We start from the raw sequence: 13,424 nt of genomic DNA, 5'->3' as shown, positions 1-13,424 counted from the left end.
CATTTAATACAGAATAAAAGCTGCAAGGATATGCTATATCAACGGCACGGAAGAAACAAGCAATAAGCCTGTGATGGAGATAAATCGTTGCGGATATCCGAAATTCGACAATTGCGGTCTTTTTGCGTTCTTCTTTTTCTAGCAATTATGATAAAATATGACATATCTCGGTCATTCCAAAAGGGGGGATTTATTGAGGATGAAGCAAACTATTCCGTCCTCTTTTGTCGGGCTCAAAATTAATGAATGGTATACCCATATCCGGCAGTTTCACGTCCTTGAGGCGGAGCGCGTCAAACGTGAAGTAGAGAGAGAGATTGAGGATATGGAAGAAGATCAGGATCTGCTGCTGTATTATTCATTAATGGAATTCAGACACCGCGTCATGCTGGATTACATCAAGCCCTTAAAGGAGGACCCTTCTCAGCCTGAGTTTTCAGAATTATTGGAAGACATTGAAGGCAACCAGTATAAACTGACAGGACTGCTTGATTACTACTTTAATTTTTTTCGAGGAATGTACGAATTTAAACAGAAAATGTTCCTAAACGCCATGATGTATTACAAACGGGCTGAAAAAAACCTTGCACTCGTTTCTGATGACATCGAGAAAGCTGAGTTTGCTTTTAAAATGGCCGAGATTTTTTACAACCTGAAACAAACCTACGTCTCCATGAGTTATGCCGTTCAAGCCCTTGAAACGTACCAATCGTATGAGACGTACAACGTCCGCAGAATCCAATGTGAATTCGTTATTGCAGGGAATTATGATGACATGCAGTATCCAGAAAGAGCATTGCCCCACTTAGAACTTGCTTTAGATCTTGCAAAACAAGAAGGCAATCCCCGTCTTATCAGTTCAGCCTTATATAATCTCGGAAACTGTTACGAAAAAATGGGAGACCTCTCTAAAGCAGCCGAATATTTTGAGACATCCGTTTCCATTTGCAGGTCAGAAAAGTTCGATAATCTTCCGCATTCTATTTACTCATTAACACAGGTTCTTTATAAACAGAACACTACAGCCGAAGCAGAGAAGCAATATCGCCTCGGGCTCAGTATCGCCCGCGAATACAATGATGAATTGTTTGTAAATCTGTTCCAATTTTTGCATGCGTTATACGGCAAGGAAATGGATAACGCATCCGTCAGGCACACGTTTGATTTTCTGGAAGAACACATGCTGTATCCGTATGTGGAAGAATTGGCGCATGATGCTGCCAAATTTTACATGAAACACGGACAGCCTGAAAAAGCGCTCACGTTTTATGAAAAAATGGTGCACGCCCAAAAACAAATCCAGAGAGGAGATTGTCTATATGAAATCTAAACTGTTGTCAGGATTGCTGCTTGTTGCTGTCGGGTTCAGCTTTACACAGGTGATCGGCCATGAAAGCCATTTGGAAAACCAAGCGGACGGCACATTCCATATTGCCGCGCGCAACCAAACATAACATAAAGACCCTTCTTTGGAAGGGTCTTATTTTTTGCATGCGTATCCATTCCATTTTTATCCGAATGCAGGGTCTATATGCTCAAGTTATCTGTCCTACGAATGCCACCTATTGATGAAAAAGGCATAAGGAGAGATGAAGAGTGGGGATTGAAGTGAAAAAACGGCTCGTATCGGCTGATAAATATGCGTTAAAATGTCCGAATCCGATGACGCCGGAGTATATTACCATTCATAACACGGCAAACGACGCATCCGCCGCTAATGAAATCAGCTATATGACGGGAAACAGCGAATCAACGAGCTATCATTTTGCGGTTGATGACAAAGAAGTGATCCAGGGAATTCCGTTGGACCGGAATGCCTGGCATTCGGGAGACGGCACGAACGGTACCGGAAACCGAAAGTCGATTGCTATAGAAATCTGTTACAGCAAGTCAGGCGGCGAACGGTACAGAGCCGCAGAAGAACTGGCGATTGCGTTCGCGGCGCAGCTTTTGAAAGAACGGGGCTGGGGGATTGACAGAATCAGAAAGCATCAGGACTGGAACGGAAAGTACTGCCCGCACCGCATTTTGTCTGAAGGCCGCTGGGATGAAGTGAAGGCGAAGATTGCAAAGAAATTAAGCGGAAGTATGCCGGCGAAAAAAGCCTCTATTTCTTCTTCCGCCTCTGAATACCATGTGAAAAAAGGCGACACCTTATCGGAAATCGCCGCATCGCACGGTGTCAGCGTAAAATCGCTGCAAAGCATCAACCATATCACCGATCCGAATCACATTACAGTCGGACAAGTGATCAAGCTCGCTCAGACGGGTTCTTCTTCAAAAAGTCAGGCTGTGCCTTCCTATCCGCTTCCATCCGGTGTGATCAAAGTGACGAAACCGCTGACGAAAGGGACAAACGTAAAACAAGTGCAAAACGCTTTATCCGCTCTTTATTTTTATCCCGATAAAGGAGCAAAAAATCATGGGGCGGACGGCGTTTACGGTCCGAAAACGGCAAATGCCGTAAAACGTTTTCAATCCGTCAGCGGATTAACGGCAGACGGAATTTACGGCCCGAAAACGAAGGCGAAAATTGAAGAAAAACTGTAATCAATAAAACGGAAGCTCCCCGGGCTTCCGTTTCTTCTTACATACAAACTGCGGCAAGGGCCTTTTGAATATCATAAATGCTTTCATCTTTTTTAAACTGCTTTGAGACAGCGGGAAGTTCCGCTCCTGAAATCCAAATTTTCAGCTCTGAATCAAGGTCAAAGCGGCCGGCGGTTTCTACGCTGAATCTGGAAATGCTCTTGTACGGAATGGATTGAATCTCCGTTTTCTTCCCCGTGAGTCCCTGTTTATCAACAAGAATAAGACGCTTATCCGTAAAGACAATGATATCTCGTACGAGCTTAAACGCGGCGTTGACATTCTCACCTTCCAGCAGAATACGGGCCAGTTCTTCTTTTGCTTCAGCCGTCGATATTGTCGACGCATTGCCCAGCAATCCATTGATGAACCCCATGATATATCCCCCCTGATACGTATTCTATCAAATCATACTATAAAAAGGTTTCCATTCCCAGATGAGTAGAGTAAACTGGTGCTGACTGGAAAAGGAGAGCATGTTACACATGAAAGATAGATATGACAATTTCGCAGCCCTTTCAGCTGCTGAATCGGAATACAGAATTATTTATGAAGAAAAAGAGGGAAGTAAATGTATCGTCCTCGCTCCCCACGGCGGGAGAATTGAGCCGGGTGTCAGTGAGCTGGTGCGGGCATTTTCTGACCAAAGCTCAATTTACTTATTTGAAGGGACGAAGCGGTGCAATAACCGTTCTCTCCACTTGACAAGCACACGCTTTGACGAACCCCTGGCTTTAGAAAAAGTGACCGCCCATCATTACGGATTGGCTTTTCACGGGTATCATGATCTGAAAAAGGCAAATACACTCGTCGGGGGCGCGGATTTGGAAAAAGCAAGACTGATTTGTGATCTGCTGCGTGAAGCGGGATTTGATGCCGAGCTGACAGAGAAGAATGATCGGCTGGCAGGTGTAAATCCCGGCAACATTGTCAATCGGACAAAAAGGAAAATGGGGCTGCAATTGGAAGTGAGCACGGCGCAGAGACACGCGCTGTTCAGCAATTTTGGCTGCCGGGGAGAAAAATATACGCCAACCGATCTGTTTTTTCGTTATGTAGAAGCCGTGAAGGCCGGTTTTTATGATAAATGAACAGGGGGGCCCGTTTTTACATTCACTGGAGCTATGCGGCGCAAGAAGTGCTTGGCGGGCAGCACGGTGAGAACAGCGTCATGATGCAAAAACCTTTCCTGCGATTTAAAATGATGACATTCTGCCGGCTGCGTTTTAAGCCGGCGGAGAATCGCTAATTTTCAATAAAATACGGCGTTTTTTCTTCAGCGGCATGCAAGTGTGTCTGTCCGCTTCCATAATACACATTCGGCCGCTTGTCGGATAACAGACAAGCGAGCCGCTTCTGAAATTGAATACCTGCTTTACGCCGTTCAAACAGCTCGAGCCTTTTTTCCGCAAATGATGCCGTCACCCGGAAAGCGGCTGCGATTAAAATAACGGCGTGGCTCCTCCGCTGGGGAAGCTCCATGTTTAACAGCATAAAGGTCGGCACACAGAAGTGGTACATAAAATGGTTGGCCTGAAATTCCTGCAGTTCCCTGAACAGCTTGTTCATATGAAAATGGTTCCCGGTATGCTTCAGCACATGGCACAGTTCGTGCGCAAAATCCTGCCATTGCTCTTCGGGTGACTTTTTTTGATTCAGGACGATGCTGTACATGCCGTCCCGCTTCAGCATCATACTGTGCGTATCTTCAAAATGAATCCAAATGTCAAGCTCCTTGGCAATCATCTGCATATCAATATGGAGAGGGGCGGTCATTCCCATGCGGCAATATAAGTTTTTGACGTATTCCTCAAGATGTGTTAAAAAATCGCCCAATTGAATACACCCTTTCGAACGTATGTTCTTTTTTAAGCGAGAAAGAAAAGCCCTGATCGGACTTTGAATCAATTCCCTTTTCTTTTAAAAATAAACATTCAGCTTTTATATCGGCTGAACGTTAAGCAGTTTAAAGGAAAAGAGCGGATTATTTATGTTTTGGCCTGCGGTTTTTCTCTTTTTCTTTTAAATAATTAATGAATTCAATGGCCTGCTGTTTGCTTTCCGGCGAAAAGTCCTGCATGTCCCGATACGCGATCTGCAGGTCGGGATCAGCAAACAGATCTTCATCTGAAGGTTCTTTTCCGGTTAACAAATAATCCGTTGACACATTGAAATAATCCGCAAGCTTTTGCAGCGTTTCATAATCGGGTTCAGATCGGCCGTTTTCATAATGAGAATATCTGGCGCGCGAGACACCGATATGATTTGCGACTTCTTCCTGCGTTTTCTTTCCTCTGAGACTCTTTAATCTTCCGCCTATCATCCGAATGACCTCTCTTTTTTCAACACCCTAAGTTACTTATGATTATAGATACAAAATGTATCAAAATAAAGAGATGATAAAAAAAGTATCAAAAAGGTCTTGATGATACGAAATGTATCGTATATAATCAACATCATAAGGATACGAAACGTATCAAAATACGATAAGAAATTGATCAGGAGGGTGAGAGATGCAGCCGATAATCATCCGTTTCAGCAGCAATCCGGCTGACCAGAGATGTTTAGGGAAAGCAGGCGGTTCGATATCTTTTACCGCTTGCGGACTTCCGGTATTCCGATTTGATAACCGATTGCAGTATGAACGCTATATAAGTCTGAAGAAAAACGGAGACGTCCAATATGAATCGTAAAAGTTACCCGTTTTTCATCTATTCCGGATTATTGAATTCAGAACATTATGAAAAAATAGGGTCCGCCATATGGCTGTTTTTATGGTTCATCAGCTCAACGACAAAGGAACACGTAAAAGACGGCGTAAAGTGGGGGATCGTCCTCGGTCATAAACCCGTAAAAGCAAAAGAAATGGCCGACGTATTTGCCGTCAGCGAAAAAACCGTCAGACGGTGGCTTGAGGTTTTGGAACAGCATGAATATATCAAAACCGTCCGCGCCCCTTACGGACTCATCGTCTCCATAAAGCACTCGAAAAGATTCACGCCGAAAAAGACATTGACCCGCCCGGAAGTCACAGACCGGACAATATCGGCGGATCACCGGGACAAAAATGTCCGGAGAGAAATAGATATAACAAAAAATCATACTGCTGAAGAAGCGATTAACGACATTGCCGCCCATTTTATCAGATTAAGGTCTGCACAGGAGGGGCGGAGCGTATACCCCTCGCCCCGGGATTATCAGGCCATCGCCCGTATTGTTTCCCTCGGTGCGTCAGCACAAGAAGCAATCAAATGGCTCGGCGAATGCTTTACCGCTTTTGAACAGCGGCGCACCTCTTCAGCTGAAACGATCAAGGCTTTCAGCTATTGCGCCAAGTATATGGAAGACCGCTTGAATGCACGAATTGCGGGAAGGACAATCACAACAAAAAAAGAGAGGAATACGATACATGACAAAACGAACGATCGAGCAGATACTGGCCGACCTGAAAAACGGAAAACGTCCATTACTGGCGGACAGACCGGAAGAATCAGACGAAAGCCGCTTTGACTGTCCGCTCTGTAAAGATCAGGGCGGTTATCTCAAAAACCAGCTGGGAATGGATGTGTGGGTTAAGTGCCGCTGCGCCGCCGAACGAAAAGCAGAGCGCATCCTCAGCGCAAGTGAGATTACAGATGCCTTTCGGAAGCTGGATTTCAAAGGATTTATCACGCGGGGCAAGCCTCAGGCAGTCGTCGACGCATATGAGTGCGCCCTTGAATATGTTGAAAACTTCGACAAGATGAAAAACTGCCGGAAAAACAGCATTGCCCTTTTAGGGCGTCCGGGATCGGGAAAAACCCATCTTTTGACCGCTCTCAGCAATTATGTCATGAGACAGAAGCAGACACCGGTGCTGTATTTTCCTTTTGTGGAGGGCTTTACGGATTTAAAAAATGATTTTGATCTGCTCGATGCAAAGCTTGGCCGTATGAAACAGGCGGATGTGCTTTTTATTGACGATCTGTTCAAACCGCTGAACGGAAAACCCCGGGCGACCGATTGGCAGATTGAACAAATGTACGCCGTCGTGAATTACCGCTATTTAAATCATAAGCCGGTTCTTATCTCGAGCGAGCTGGCATGTGACGGATTGGTGCAGGTTGATGAAGCCTTGGGCACAAGAATTTATGAGATGTGCAGCGATTATTTAGTCATCATTAATGGCAATTCATTTGACGTAAACCACAGATTAGAGGGGGCGAGATAATGTGTAAGCTGTGCGGGCCGAAGAAGGTCATTGTGACGGAAACGGGTTTCGGCGCTGTCTTTCACCCTTGCCCGAACTGCAAAACAGGCACTGATTTAACGCCGGTCATTAAACGTCTTGAGCGAATGGTTCAAGACGCAAAAGTGAGGCTTGATGCACGTGTGCAAATATATTAAATGGCTTTTTTGCCTGCTGTTCAGGGCGAAACGGATAGAAAAGCAAATTGAAGCATGGCATGAGGCTGATGGAAAGTGAGGATAACCATTGCAAGAAAAACACAGCCCCGCTCCATGGCGGGCCGTACACAGCGGAGAAGAAAAACCCATTTACATTTATTCCGCTTACAGCGAAGCGGATAAAGAGAAGTTCCCTTATTCAAACGGAAGGCTCATCGCGGCCGTTTTCAACTTAAGTTCATACTCTCAGCAGATCAACGCGGCATTGATGGCGAAAGCCCCGGAACTTTTTGAGGCGGCCGAAACGGCTCTCCGCCTGCTCCGGGGAGAAAGTTCTGAAGAAAAAGAAGCGTTTATAAATCAGCTCGAAAGCCTCATACATGAAGTAAACATCCTGAAAAAGACGGAGGACGTAAAACATGAATCCTAAAAAACTGACCGACATTGAACATACAACATTAAAAAGCCAGCTGGAAGAAGGCAAGGTTCGGGTGATTATTGTAGACGGACTGAAAAAGGAAGCATGGCTCGCCGAAGCGCCGGAGCACGGCAAAACGCTTGTCGAAACGCGAAAAGGGGATCTGGCCCGGGTCGAATATGAAATCGGCTTTAAATTGAATTAAAAACAGAATACGTCCAAGACGGAAAGCCTGCGGACACTGATCAATCGCGCACATGCTGCGCATTGGTTGGTGTCCTTTTTTTGTTCCGAAAAAGAGGAGGATCTACATGGAAGACTTACTATTTGAATATAAACGCACGCTGAAAGAGACGAAAAAGTGGTACAAGCAGCTGGAGGCAGCCGATGAAACGGTGCTTACTTCAGAAGAACTGAAAGATAAAAAAATCATCAGAACGATTATTACAGATTTGGAGTATGTCATCGAATGGCTTGAAAAAGGCCGGCAGCCCGGCATAAGAAGAGCGATAGACCGCAGAGACGCTTATCAGAGAATGCTCATTAAAGATCCGAGAATCATAGAAACCTATTCGCAGGCGCTGATGTTTGAACCGTCCGCAAATGTGACTGAAGAAGACAGAATCAGACTGCGGGACGCATTAGCCGTTTTAACGGATAGAGAAAAAGAAATGCTGCTGCTCCACAAAGCGGAATGCTTTTCGTATGAACGGATCGCCGCCTTGCTGAATGTAAAGAAATCAACCGTACAAACGACGGTCAAACGGGCGCTTCTGAAAATTCAAAAACAGCAGGAACAAAGAAATCAATCGCCTGCTTCATAAGTTGTCATACGTTTGCCACCTAGAAGTGAATAGTAGATCATAAAAAGCGGCCCGATTAGAAGCCGCTTTTTATTATAGACAATCATGTCGGAGGTGGCGGTGATGCCGTAGCATGAAAAACGCAAAAAGAGAACAGGCATTTACAATCTATCAGTCTCATAAAGGCCGCATCACAAATCGCGCCCTTGCCGGCAAATCAGGCGTATCCGCAAGAACGATCGGCAGATGGAAAAAAGAAGGGCGCTGGGACGAGGCGCTTAATAAGAACGCGGAAAGCGGCGGAAAAAACACCCCGGGCGAAGGTGATGAGTTAAACGAACGCCAGCGGCTGTTTTGTCTTTATTATGTGAAAAGCTTTAACGATACAAGTCTTTACGATATGATGCTAAAAGCGTTAAAGCAGACAAAAAGCCAGACGGGGCGCAATTATCAGCTCTATTCAGAAAAAGGCAGGCTCGGCTTGCGTGAATGGCCGGAGCCGTCTGACATATGGGTGCTGGAAACAGGAGTTAATATCACAGGGTATCAATACAGCACCTCAATTGATGATACCGCAACCCGTGTCGTCATGCGGCTGCAAAAAGACGATAAAACCGTGAAGGCTTCCGCCTCAGACAGCGCGGGCATGAAAACATTCGGCGTTTTGCAGTATACCGAAACGGTTTCTGCATGTTTCATTTTACCTCTCTTGACAGTGAGGGAAAGGGAACGTTTGGGTATGTCATTGCCATCGATTATAAAAATAATATGTTCACGAACTATTTGGATTTGAACTTGGGCTGGCAGGGCTGGCGTCGCCTCGTTACTGAACTTGATACTGAGAATGTACCTTGGATAAATGTTCCTTATAAAAATGGCGCTAAATCAGGAGACAGGCCGCTTCAATACCGCAAAGTGGGAAACACCCTTCACCTGAACGGACACGTTCTTACGGACAGAGAAGTGGTATTCGGGAGTGTGCCATCCTCTTGTGCGCCGGCCAAAGGCGTTGTAACGATGGTTGCAGCCAGCGGCACAACCGGTTACAGCAAGTTTATTATTTATTCTAATGGAGATATGAAGCTGACGGGAATTATGGCCAATATAGAAAATAACGTGAACGGCTATTATATTGACCTTGTTTTGGCACTCACGTAAAGGAGCGAGAATATGAAATTAATATTTCCGTATGACAATGACAACATTTATACAGGCACTCCGGTTGAGCTTTATCCGGATTCTGAGACAGGAGATTATTTGATGCCGGCTAACGCTGCGGACTTTCCGCCGGAAATAAACGGCGAAGGCATGTGGCGCCCATTTTTTGATGAAGAGAAACAAGAATGGGTGGAAACGGCTGACGAAGCATATAAAGACAGCTTAAAAAAAGATACGGCTCCCGATTCAAACCAGCTTGCAGGCCTCGGGGGACAGCTGGCGAATGAGAAATTGGCCAGAAAAGCAGCCGAACAAGCGCAGCAGTCACTCGGCAGGCAATTAGCGTCTTTAAAATTAGAATTATTAAACGTAAAAGGAGAATGAAAAAATGAAGAGACTTAACTTTTGGGTTTACGCTTTGTTTTATAAGTGGGCCTCAATAGAAATGGTAAAACAGGCTATGGGCTATGATGACTGCTCTGCCGAAGATCTGGCGGAAGGTGTGGCCGCGAAGTATATCACGCCTGAGGAATTTCAAGAAATAACGGGTGAAACATACGAAAACTATAAAAATGCTGTGTCATAAGCCGAACGGCTTTTTTTATTTGTCATTTTTAATAAATCAGAAAAGGAGGACGGCCGATGAAAAAGCATTCATTTGAATTTCCCGCCGATCAACTTGGCAGACCCGGCGCAGTAAAAGCTTATCGCGGTAACAAAAACGATTATGTCACACCGGTTGCTGATTTGTCCGGAATGACAGAGCTTCTTACCAATACGCCGCTAGAAGCGATTGAAGTATACAGCCAATTCGGACAAGACCGTTTAGGAGCCGTCTTAATAGACAGAGCACAGGGGTGGGCTTATTCGGACCGCAGCGCAACTCTTTTTATCGAAGAGAGCGAGGATAACAATTCGTGGACGGCTTCACATTCTGTCGCAGTCAAAGGCGGAGTGCTGACCGCTTCGGGGTGGGTCAGTCTGACAAAAAGATATTACCGGTTCCGTTTTGAAAATGGAAATCAAAAGCAGTCCGAATTTGTTTTATACCAATCTGTCGGTACGGGCGGTGATATGGCGTTTTCATATACAGACGTGATTTTTCATGAAAATGCAGCAGAGGCGGGCGAGGGAAGCATCTTCTCAGCGGGCGCTTGGAAAAAACTTCTCGTCGAAATCACCGGCACGGCTGAGTCGGGCCATGTCGCGTTTTGGGGGAGATCCATCTCGGGAAAAAATGTGCCGATCAGAGGAATCAGGTCTGAAGACGGAACATCAGCCGCCGGTACATCAGGCACAGACGAAGTGTGGTCATTTGATATTGCCGGCTTTAAGGAAATCGTCATGGAAATCAAAAGCATTTCCGGCGGGAGCCTTTCTGTCAAAGGCACGGCATTTTCGTAAGAATGAAACTTCCGAAGGGAGGTGAGAACAATGTAAGAGGGGGGAGCGGAAGTGCTTCTGGATGAACAAGCGGTGCAAAAAGAATTCGCAGGAATCAAAGGTGAACAAAAGGTGCTTGAACAGCGGGTGGCCGTATTAGAGCGGGTATCCGACCGGCACGATCAGCAAATCATGACGCTGAATGAAAAACTGAATAAAATTGACGAAAACACAACATGGATTAAGCGGACCATTACAGGAGCGATCGTGACAGCAATCTGCACGGGCGTCATTGGCGGAGCCATCGCCATCATGTACAATCTGCTGCAAAAGTAAGGGGGAAACCGATATGAAATTCGCGGACAAAGGCACGGTCGTCAGGACGGTGCTTCTTTTGCTTGCTTTATTGAATCAAACTTTGCTGATGTTCGGCAAATCGCCGCTGAATATTCAGGAGGACCAGGTCAGCCAGCTTGCAGATACGCTGTATGCCGCCGGGTCGGCCGTTTTTACAATCATAACGACTGCCGCCGCCTGGTTTAAAAACAATTACGTTACAGCAAAAGGGAAAAAACAGCAGGCTTTATTAAAAATAAACAATTTATCGAAATAGGAGAGATGAGAATATGGTAAAAATCACACAGGATTTTATCCCGGCAGGAAACAATAACCGCCCAGGCTATGCAATGACACCGATTTACATTACGGTGCACAATACAGCCAATACCGCAGTCGGAGCTAACGCCAAAAGTCACGCAAGCTATGTGAAAAATCCCGATACACCGACAAGCTGGCATTTCACAGTCGATGATACGGAAATTTATCAGCATCTTCCGCTGAACGAAAACGGCTGGCATGCCGGTGACGGAAACGGGGACGGCAACCGTAAATCCATCGGTATTGAAATTTGTGAAAACGCAGACGGCAACTTTTCACAGGCCGTGGCAAACGCCCAATGGCTCATCCGCACATTAATGACGTCGCACGGCATCCCGCTTGCGAATGTCGTTGCGCACAAGCATTGGTCAGGAAAGCTTTGTCCGAGAAGACTGTTGGATACATGGGATGAGTTTAAAGCGGGAATCGGTTCTGGGGAAAGACAGACGTATACCGTCCAAAAAGGAGATACGCTGTCAGCGATCGCGCGGAAATTCGGCGTCAGCGTGGCCGATCTGCAGAAATGGAATAACATCGCTGACCCGAACCTGATTAAAGTCGGACAAGTACTGATCGTCAGCCCGCCGGTTGAAGCACTGTATTCTCTTCCGGACGAGGTGATTCAGCTGACAGAGCCGTACACGTCCGGTGAAAAGGTATACCAGGTGCAAAACGCGCTCGCCGCGCTTTATTTCTATCCTGAAAAAGGAGCTGTCAATAACGGCATTGACGGTATCTACGGCCCGAAAACCGCAGATGCCGTGGCCCGCTTCCAATCTGTAAACGGACTGACGTCTGACGGCGTCTACGGTCCCGCTGTAAAAGCGAAAATTCTGATGCAGCTTTAACAAAAAAGGCTGAGTCCCGTTCACATTGCGGGATTCAGCCTTTTTTCTTTTTTAACCGGTTCAATAGCCCGAGATTCCTCGCCCGCATCCTCAGCGAATAAGCGGAAAGCCCGAAGCGTCCGTAATCCACAAACTTTACGCGCCTGACAATTTTCTTCACATCATCACCTGTCGCATCTCTTTGTTGGTTTTATTATATGAAAGATAAGGAAAAAAGGAATAAGGACAAGAGCCGTGTCTCCTGTCCTTAGTGTAATCAAGCTTTTTTTTGTTTATACTTGTCAATCAGCCGCTCGTTTTCTTTGAAAATTCTGGCGGTATGAGGGCTGACCTGGTAACTTGCGATACTTGTCATTGAACGTTTTTTAAACATTTTGAACGGTTTCGCTCTTTGTTCCGGCTGCCCGTTTTGAAATGCCTGCTCCATTTAACCGTCACCTTCCTCTTCTATTGGCAGCATTAAATCATAAATGCTCGTTAGCGATGTGAAAAGCAAATAATCGAATTCCGTCAACAGGTTTTCCGACGTGAGTTTGATCACGTAATGGCGGTTTTGGACTGTAAACGGAATAAGCACAAGCCTGCCTTTTTGATCATAGTAGACGTCTTTACGGTTAAGACGGGACTGAACGTCTGCCGCATCAGGCATATGCTCCGTCAAGCGGTCCTTATCCGATTGTGCGGAATAGTCGCACAAGGAAGCCGTGACATTCATTTTTTCGGCATAAGCGGCCAGCAGTCTGCTGATGCCTTCCGCATAAGCTTCTGTACTTCCATAATATACATGGATCGGTTCATTTTTCAACAGATATTGATAGGTTTTCAGTTTTTCAAGATAGGAGTGAAGCATTTCGTTATTTTCTTCTAAAATTTCCCGCGTATCCGTCTCTAATTCATTGCCGGCGAGCTTTTTGATATACGCGCTCAAAAAGATAAACGCATCAATAAGGGCAAAGCAGACGGCAACAATCAAATATTGTCTCCATGCGGCAAAGAGCGATTCGGGATCATATGTCCAATAGACCATGGAGCCCAGTACAAATAGTAAATACCACGTTTTACGGATGGCAAACATTTTTTCTTTTACCTTTGCCTCATACCGCCAGGATGCGTACACATATAAAATGAGTGCGGCCGCCATCGTCCACACCATAATCTGAAAAAACAAAAGCATGAGCATCC

23 protein-coding genes and 2 pseudogenes are annotated in these 13,424 nt (G+C 45.7%); 19 read left to right on the top strand and 6 right to left on the bottom strand.

The window, feature by feature from the left end; genetic code table 11:
• Positions 1-193 precede the first annotated feature (193 nt).
• From OVA33_RS18430 to OVA33_RS18420, 3 genes are all read left to right on the top strand, one after another.
• On the top strand, positions 194-1,330 hold the full coding sequence (locus OVA33_RS18430; RefSeq protein ID WP_087920760.1) for a Rap family tetratricopeptide repeat protein: 1,137 nt from the start codon (positions 194-196) through the stop codon (positions 1,328-1,330).
• Positions 1,320-1,454: a PhrA family phosphatase inhibitor gene (locus OVA33_RS18425; protein WP_003154881.1), complete on the top strand. Its 135-nt coding sequence runs from the start codon at positions 1,320-1,322 to the stop codon at positions 1,452-1,454. The genes OVA33_RS18430 and OVA33_RS18425 overlap by 11 nt, the downstream gene beginning before the upstream one ends.
• A 142-nt stretch (positions 1,455-1,596) precedes the next feature.
• Entirely contained in the window at positions 1,597-2,550 is a 954-nt protein-coding gene (locus OVA33_RS18420) for an N-acetylmuramoyl-L-alanine amidase (protein ID WP_017417599.1), read from the top strand.
• 37 nt (positions 2,551-2,587) lie between these two features.
• Here the strand turns inward: OVA33_RS18420 and OVA33_RS18415 are convergent, their stop codons facing one another.
• Entirely contained in the window at positions 2,588-2,965 is a 378-nt protein-coding gene (locus tag OVA33_RS18415; RefSeq protein ID WP_017417600.1) for a PH domain-containing protein, read from the bottom strand.
• 109 nt (positions 2,966-3,074) lie between these two features.
• On the opposite strand from OVA33_RS18415, the gene OVA33_RS18410 reads away from it, so the two are divergent.
• Positions 3,075-3,680 carry a poly-gamma-glutamate hydrolase family protein gene (locus OVA33_RS18410; protein ID WP_017417601.1) on the top strand — a complete coding sequence of 202 codons (606 nt, stop codon included), beginning with the start codon at positions 3,075-3,077 and terminating at the stop codon, positions 3,678-3,680.
• Positions 3,681-3,834: 154 nt separating this feature from the next.
• Here OVA33_RS18410 and OVA33_RS18405 read toward each other — a convergent pair whose 3' ends face one another.
• Both OVA33_RS18405 and xre read right to left on the bottom strand, forming a co-directional pair.
• Entirely contained in the window at positions 3,835-4,425 is a 591-nt protein-coding gene (locus tag OVA33_RS18405; protein ID WP_003154873.1) for an ImmA/IrrE family metallo-endopeptidase, read from the bottom strand.
• Positions 4,426-4,573: 148 nt separating this feature from the next.
• On the bottom strand, positions 4,574-4,912 hold the full coding sequence (gene xre / locus OVA33_RS18400; RefSeq protein ID WP_013351934.1) for an HTH-type transcriptional regulator Xre: 339 nt from the start codon (positions 4,910-4,912) through the stop codon (positions 4,574-4,576).
• Positions 4,913-5,102: 190 nt separating this feature from the next.
• Between xre and OVA33_RS18395 the strand changes: the two genes are divergently transcribed.
• From OVA33_RS18395 to OVA33_RS18325, 15 genes and pseudogenes are all read left to right on the top strand, one after another.
• Positions 5,103-5,282, top strand: a complete 180-nt coding sequence (locus OVA33_RS18395) for a hypothetical protein (protein WP_014417518.1) — start codon at positions 5,103-5,105, stop codon at positions 5,280-5,282.
• Positions 5,272-6,099, top strand: coding sequence for a phage portal protein (locus tag OVA33_RS18390; RefSeq protein ID WP_017417603.1), 828 nt, complete (start codon positions 5,272-5,274; stop codon positions 6,097-6,099). The genes OVA33_RS18395 and OVA33_RS18390 overlap by 11 nt, the downstream gene beginning before the upstream one ends.
• The gene (locus tag OVA33_RS18385; protein ID WP_017417604.1) at positions 5,999-6,799 is read left to right on the top strand and encodes an ATP-binding protein; all 801 of its coding nucleotides are present in this window, start codon (positions 5,999-6,001) and stop codon (positions 6,797-6,799) included. Before OVA33_RS18390 ends, OVA33_RS18385 begins: the two co-directional genes overlap by 101 nt.
• On the top strand, positions 6,799-6,975 hold the full coding sequence (locus tag OVA33_RS18380) for a hypothetical protein (protein WP_014417521.1): 177 nt from the start codon (positions 6,799-6,801) through the stop codon (positions 6,973-6,975). The genes OVA33_RS18385 and OVA33_RS18380 overlap by 1 nt, the downstream gene beginning before the upstream one ends.
• Positions 6,976-7,063: 88 nt before the next feature.
• A complete protein-coding gene (locus OVA33_RS18375) occupies positions 7,064-7,405 on the top strand; it encodes a hypothetical protein (protein ID WP_014417522.1) in 342 nt (113 codons plus the stop codon).
• Positions 7,395-7,598 (top strand): XtrA/YqaO family protein, encoded by a 204-nt coding sequence (locus tag OVA33_RS18370; protein WP_003154859.1) that lies wholly within the window; start codon positions 7,395-7,397, stop codon positions 7,596-7,598. The genes OVA33_RS18375 and OVA33_RS18370 overlap by 11 nt, the downstream gene beginning before the upstream one ends.
• 106 nt (positions 7,599-7,704) lie before the next feature.
• On the top strand, positions 7,705-8,217 hold the full coding sequence (locus tag OVA33_RS18365) for a sigma-70 family RNA polymerase sigma factor (RefSeq protein ID WP_017417605.1): 513 nt from the start codon (positions 7,705-7,707) through the stop codon (positions 8,215-8,217).
• A 112-nt stretch (positions 8,218-8,329) separates the two neighbouring features.
• A pseudogene (locus tag OVA33_RS18360) lies at positions 8,330-8,884 on the top strand (XkdQ/YqbQ family protein); the annotation flags it as partial.
• Positions 8,885-8,886: 2 nt separating this feature from the next.
• Positions 8,887-9,354, top strand: a pseudogene (locus OVA33_RS18355) (hypothetical protein); the annotation flags it as partial.
• A gap of 12 nt (positions 9,355-9,366) precedes the next feature.
• Positions 9,367-9,738 carry an XkdW family protein gene (locus tag OVA33_RS18350; protein WP_038457736.1) on the top strand — a complete coding sequence of 124 codons (372 nt, stop codon included), beginning with the start codon at positions 9,367-9,369 and terminating at the stop codon, positions 9,736-9,738.
• Between the two features lie 4 nt (positions 9,739-9,742).
• Positions 9,743-9,940 (top strand): XkdX family protein, encoded by a 198-nt coding sequence (locus tag OVA33_RS18345; protein ID WP_007610833.1) that lies wholly within the window; start codon positions 9,743-9,745, stop codon positions 9,938-9,940.
• A gap of 56 nt (positions 9,941-9,996) precedes the next feature.
• Positions 9,997-10,758: a hypothetical protein gene (locus OVA33_RS18340; RefSeq protein ID WP_063636818.1), complete on the top strand. Its 762-nt coding sequence runs from the start codon at positions 9,997-9,999 to the stop codon at positions 10,756-10,758.
• A 51-nt stretch (positions 10,759-10,809) separates the two neighbouring features.
• Positions 10,810-11,073: a hemolysin XhlA family protein gene (locus tag OVA33_RS18335; protein ID WP_021493821.1), complete on the top strand. Its 264-nt coding sequence runs from the start codon at positions 10,810-10,812 to the stop codon at positions 11,071-11,073.
• 13 nt (positions 11,074-11,086) lie between these two features.
• Positions 11,087-11,350: a phage holin gene (locus OVA33_RS18330; RefSeq protein WP_003154813.1), complete on the top strand. Its 264-nt coding sequence runs from the start codon at positions 11,087-11,089 to the stop codon at positions 11,348-11,350.
• 13 nt (positions 11,351-11,363) lie between these two features.
• A complete protein-coding gene (locus OVA33_RS18325) occupies positions 11,364-12,242 on the top strand; it encodes an N-acetylmuramoyl-L-alanine amidase (RefSeq protein WP_007407257.1) in 879 nt (292 codons plus the stop codon).
• A 34-nt stretch (positions 12,243-12,276) separates the two neighbouring features.
• On the opposite strand, the gene OVA33_RS18320 is transcribed toward OVA33_RS18325, so the two are convergent.
• The 3 genes from OVA33_RS18320 to OVA33_RS18310 all read right to left on the bottom strand — a co-directional run bounded on the left by OVA33_RS18320 (position 12,277) and on the right by OVA33_RS18310 (position 13,416).
• Positions 12,277-12,402 (bottom strand): hypothetical protein, encoded by a 126-nt coding sequence (locus OVA33_RS18320; protein ID WP_003154809.1) that lies wholly within the window; start codon positions 12,400-12,402, stop codon positions 12,277-12,279.
• 96 nt (positions 12,403-12,498) lie between these two features.
• Positions 12,499-12,669, bottom strand: a complete 171-nt coding sequence (locus OVA33_RS18315; protein WP_003154807.1) for a type II toxin-antitoxin system SpoIISB family antitoxin — start codon at positions 12,667-12,669, stop codon at positions 12,499-12,501.
• A complete protein-coding gene (locus OVA33_RS18310; RefSeq protein WP_007407256.1) occupies positions 12,670-13,416 on the bottom strand; it encodes a type II toxin-antitoxin system SpoIISA family toxin in 747 nt (248 codons plus the stop codon).
• Positions 13,417-13,424: the final 8 nt, after the last annotated feature.

This window comes from Bacillus sp. KICET-1 (assembly GCF_027721405.1).
Lineage (GTDB): Bacteria > Bacillota > Bacilli > Bacillales > Bacillaceae > Bacillus > Bacillus velezensis.
Note: the sequence above shows the minus strand (reverse complement) of the source record. Positions and strands in the feature narration are given on the sequence as shown.

Excerpts from the sequence above, each read along its gene's own strand:
- OVA33_RS18410 (WP_017417601.1), top strand. The coding sequence starts at position 3,075 with ATGAAAGATAGATATGACAATTTCGCAGCCCTTTCAGCTGCTGAATCG.
- OVA33_RS18330 (WP_003154813.1), top strand. The coding sequence starts at position 11,087 with ATGAAATTCGCGGACAAAGGCACGGTCGTCAGGACGGTGCTTCTTTTG.
- OVA33_RS18425 (WP_003154881.1), top strand. The coding sequence starts at position 1,320 with ATGAAATCTAAACTGTTGTCAGGATTGCTGCTTGTTGCTGTCGGGTTC.
- OVA33_RS18340 (WP_063636818.1), top strand. The coding sequence starts at position 9,997 with ATGAAAAAGCATTCATTTGAATTTCCCGCCGATCAACTTGGCAGACCC.
- OVA33_RS18350 (WP_038457736.1), top strand. The coding sequence starts at position 9,367 with ATGAAATTAATATTTCCGTATGACAATGACAACATTTATACAGGCACT.
- OVA33_RS18395 (WP_014417518.1), top strand. The coding sequence starts at position 5,103 with ATGCAGCCGATAATCATCCGTTTCAGCAGCAATCCGGCTGACCAGAGA.
- OVA33_RS18325 (WP_007407257.1), top strand. The coding sequence starts at position 11,364 with ATGGTAAAAATCACACAGGATTTTATCCCGGCAGGAAACAATAACCGC.
- OVA33_RS18365 (WP_017417605.1), top strand. The coding sequence starts at position 7,705 with ATGGAAGACTTACTATTTGAATATAAACGCACGCTGAAAGAGACGAAA.
- OVA33_RS18415 (WP_017417600.1), bottom strand. The coding sequence starts at position 2,965 with ATGGGGTTCATCAATGGATTGCTGGGCAATGCGTCGACAATATCGACG.
- OVA33_RS18370 (WP_003154859.1), top strand. The coding sequence starts at position 7,395 with ATGAATCCTAAAAAACTGACCGACATTGAACATACAACATTAAAAAGC.
- OVA33_RS18315 (WP_003154807.1), bottom strand. The coding sequence starts at position 12,669 with ATGGAGCAGGCATTTCAAAACGGGCAGCCGGAACAAAGAGCGAAACCG.
- OVA33_RS18310 (WP_007407256.1), bottom strand. The coding sequence starts at position 13,416 with ATGCTTTTGTTTTTTCAGATTATGGTGTGGACGATGGCGGCCGCACTC.
- OVA33_RS18380 (WP_014417521.1), top strand. The coding sequence starts at position 6,799 with ATGTGTAAGCTGTGCGGGCCGAAGAAGGTCATTGTGACGGAAACGGGT.
- OVA33_RS18385 (WP_017417604.1), top strand. The coding sequence starts at position 5,999 with ATGACAAAACGAACGATCGAGCAGATACTGGCCGACCTGAAAAACGGA.
- xre (WP_013351934.1), bottom strand. The coding sequence starts at position 4,912 with ATGATAGGCGGAAGATTAAAGAGTCTCAGAGGAAAGAAAACGCAGGAA.
- OVA33_RS18390 (WP_017417603.1), top strand. The coding sequence starts at position 5,272 with ATGAATCGTAAAAGTTACCCGTTTTTCATCTATTCCGGATTATTGAAT.
- OVA33_RS18345 (WP_007610833.1), top strand. The coding sequence starts at position 9,743 with ATGAAGAGACTTAACTTTTGGGTTTACGCTTTGTTTTATAAGTGGGCC.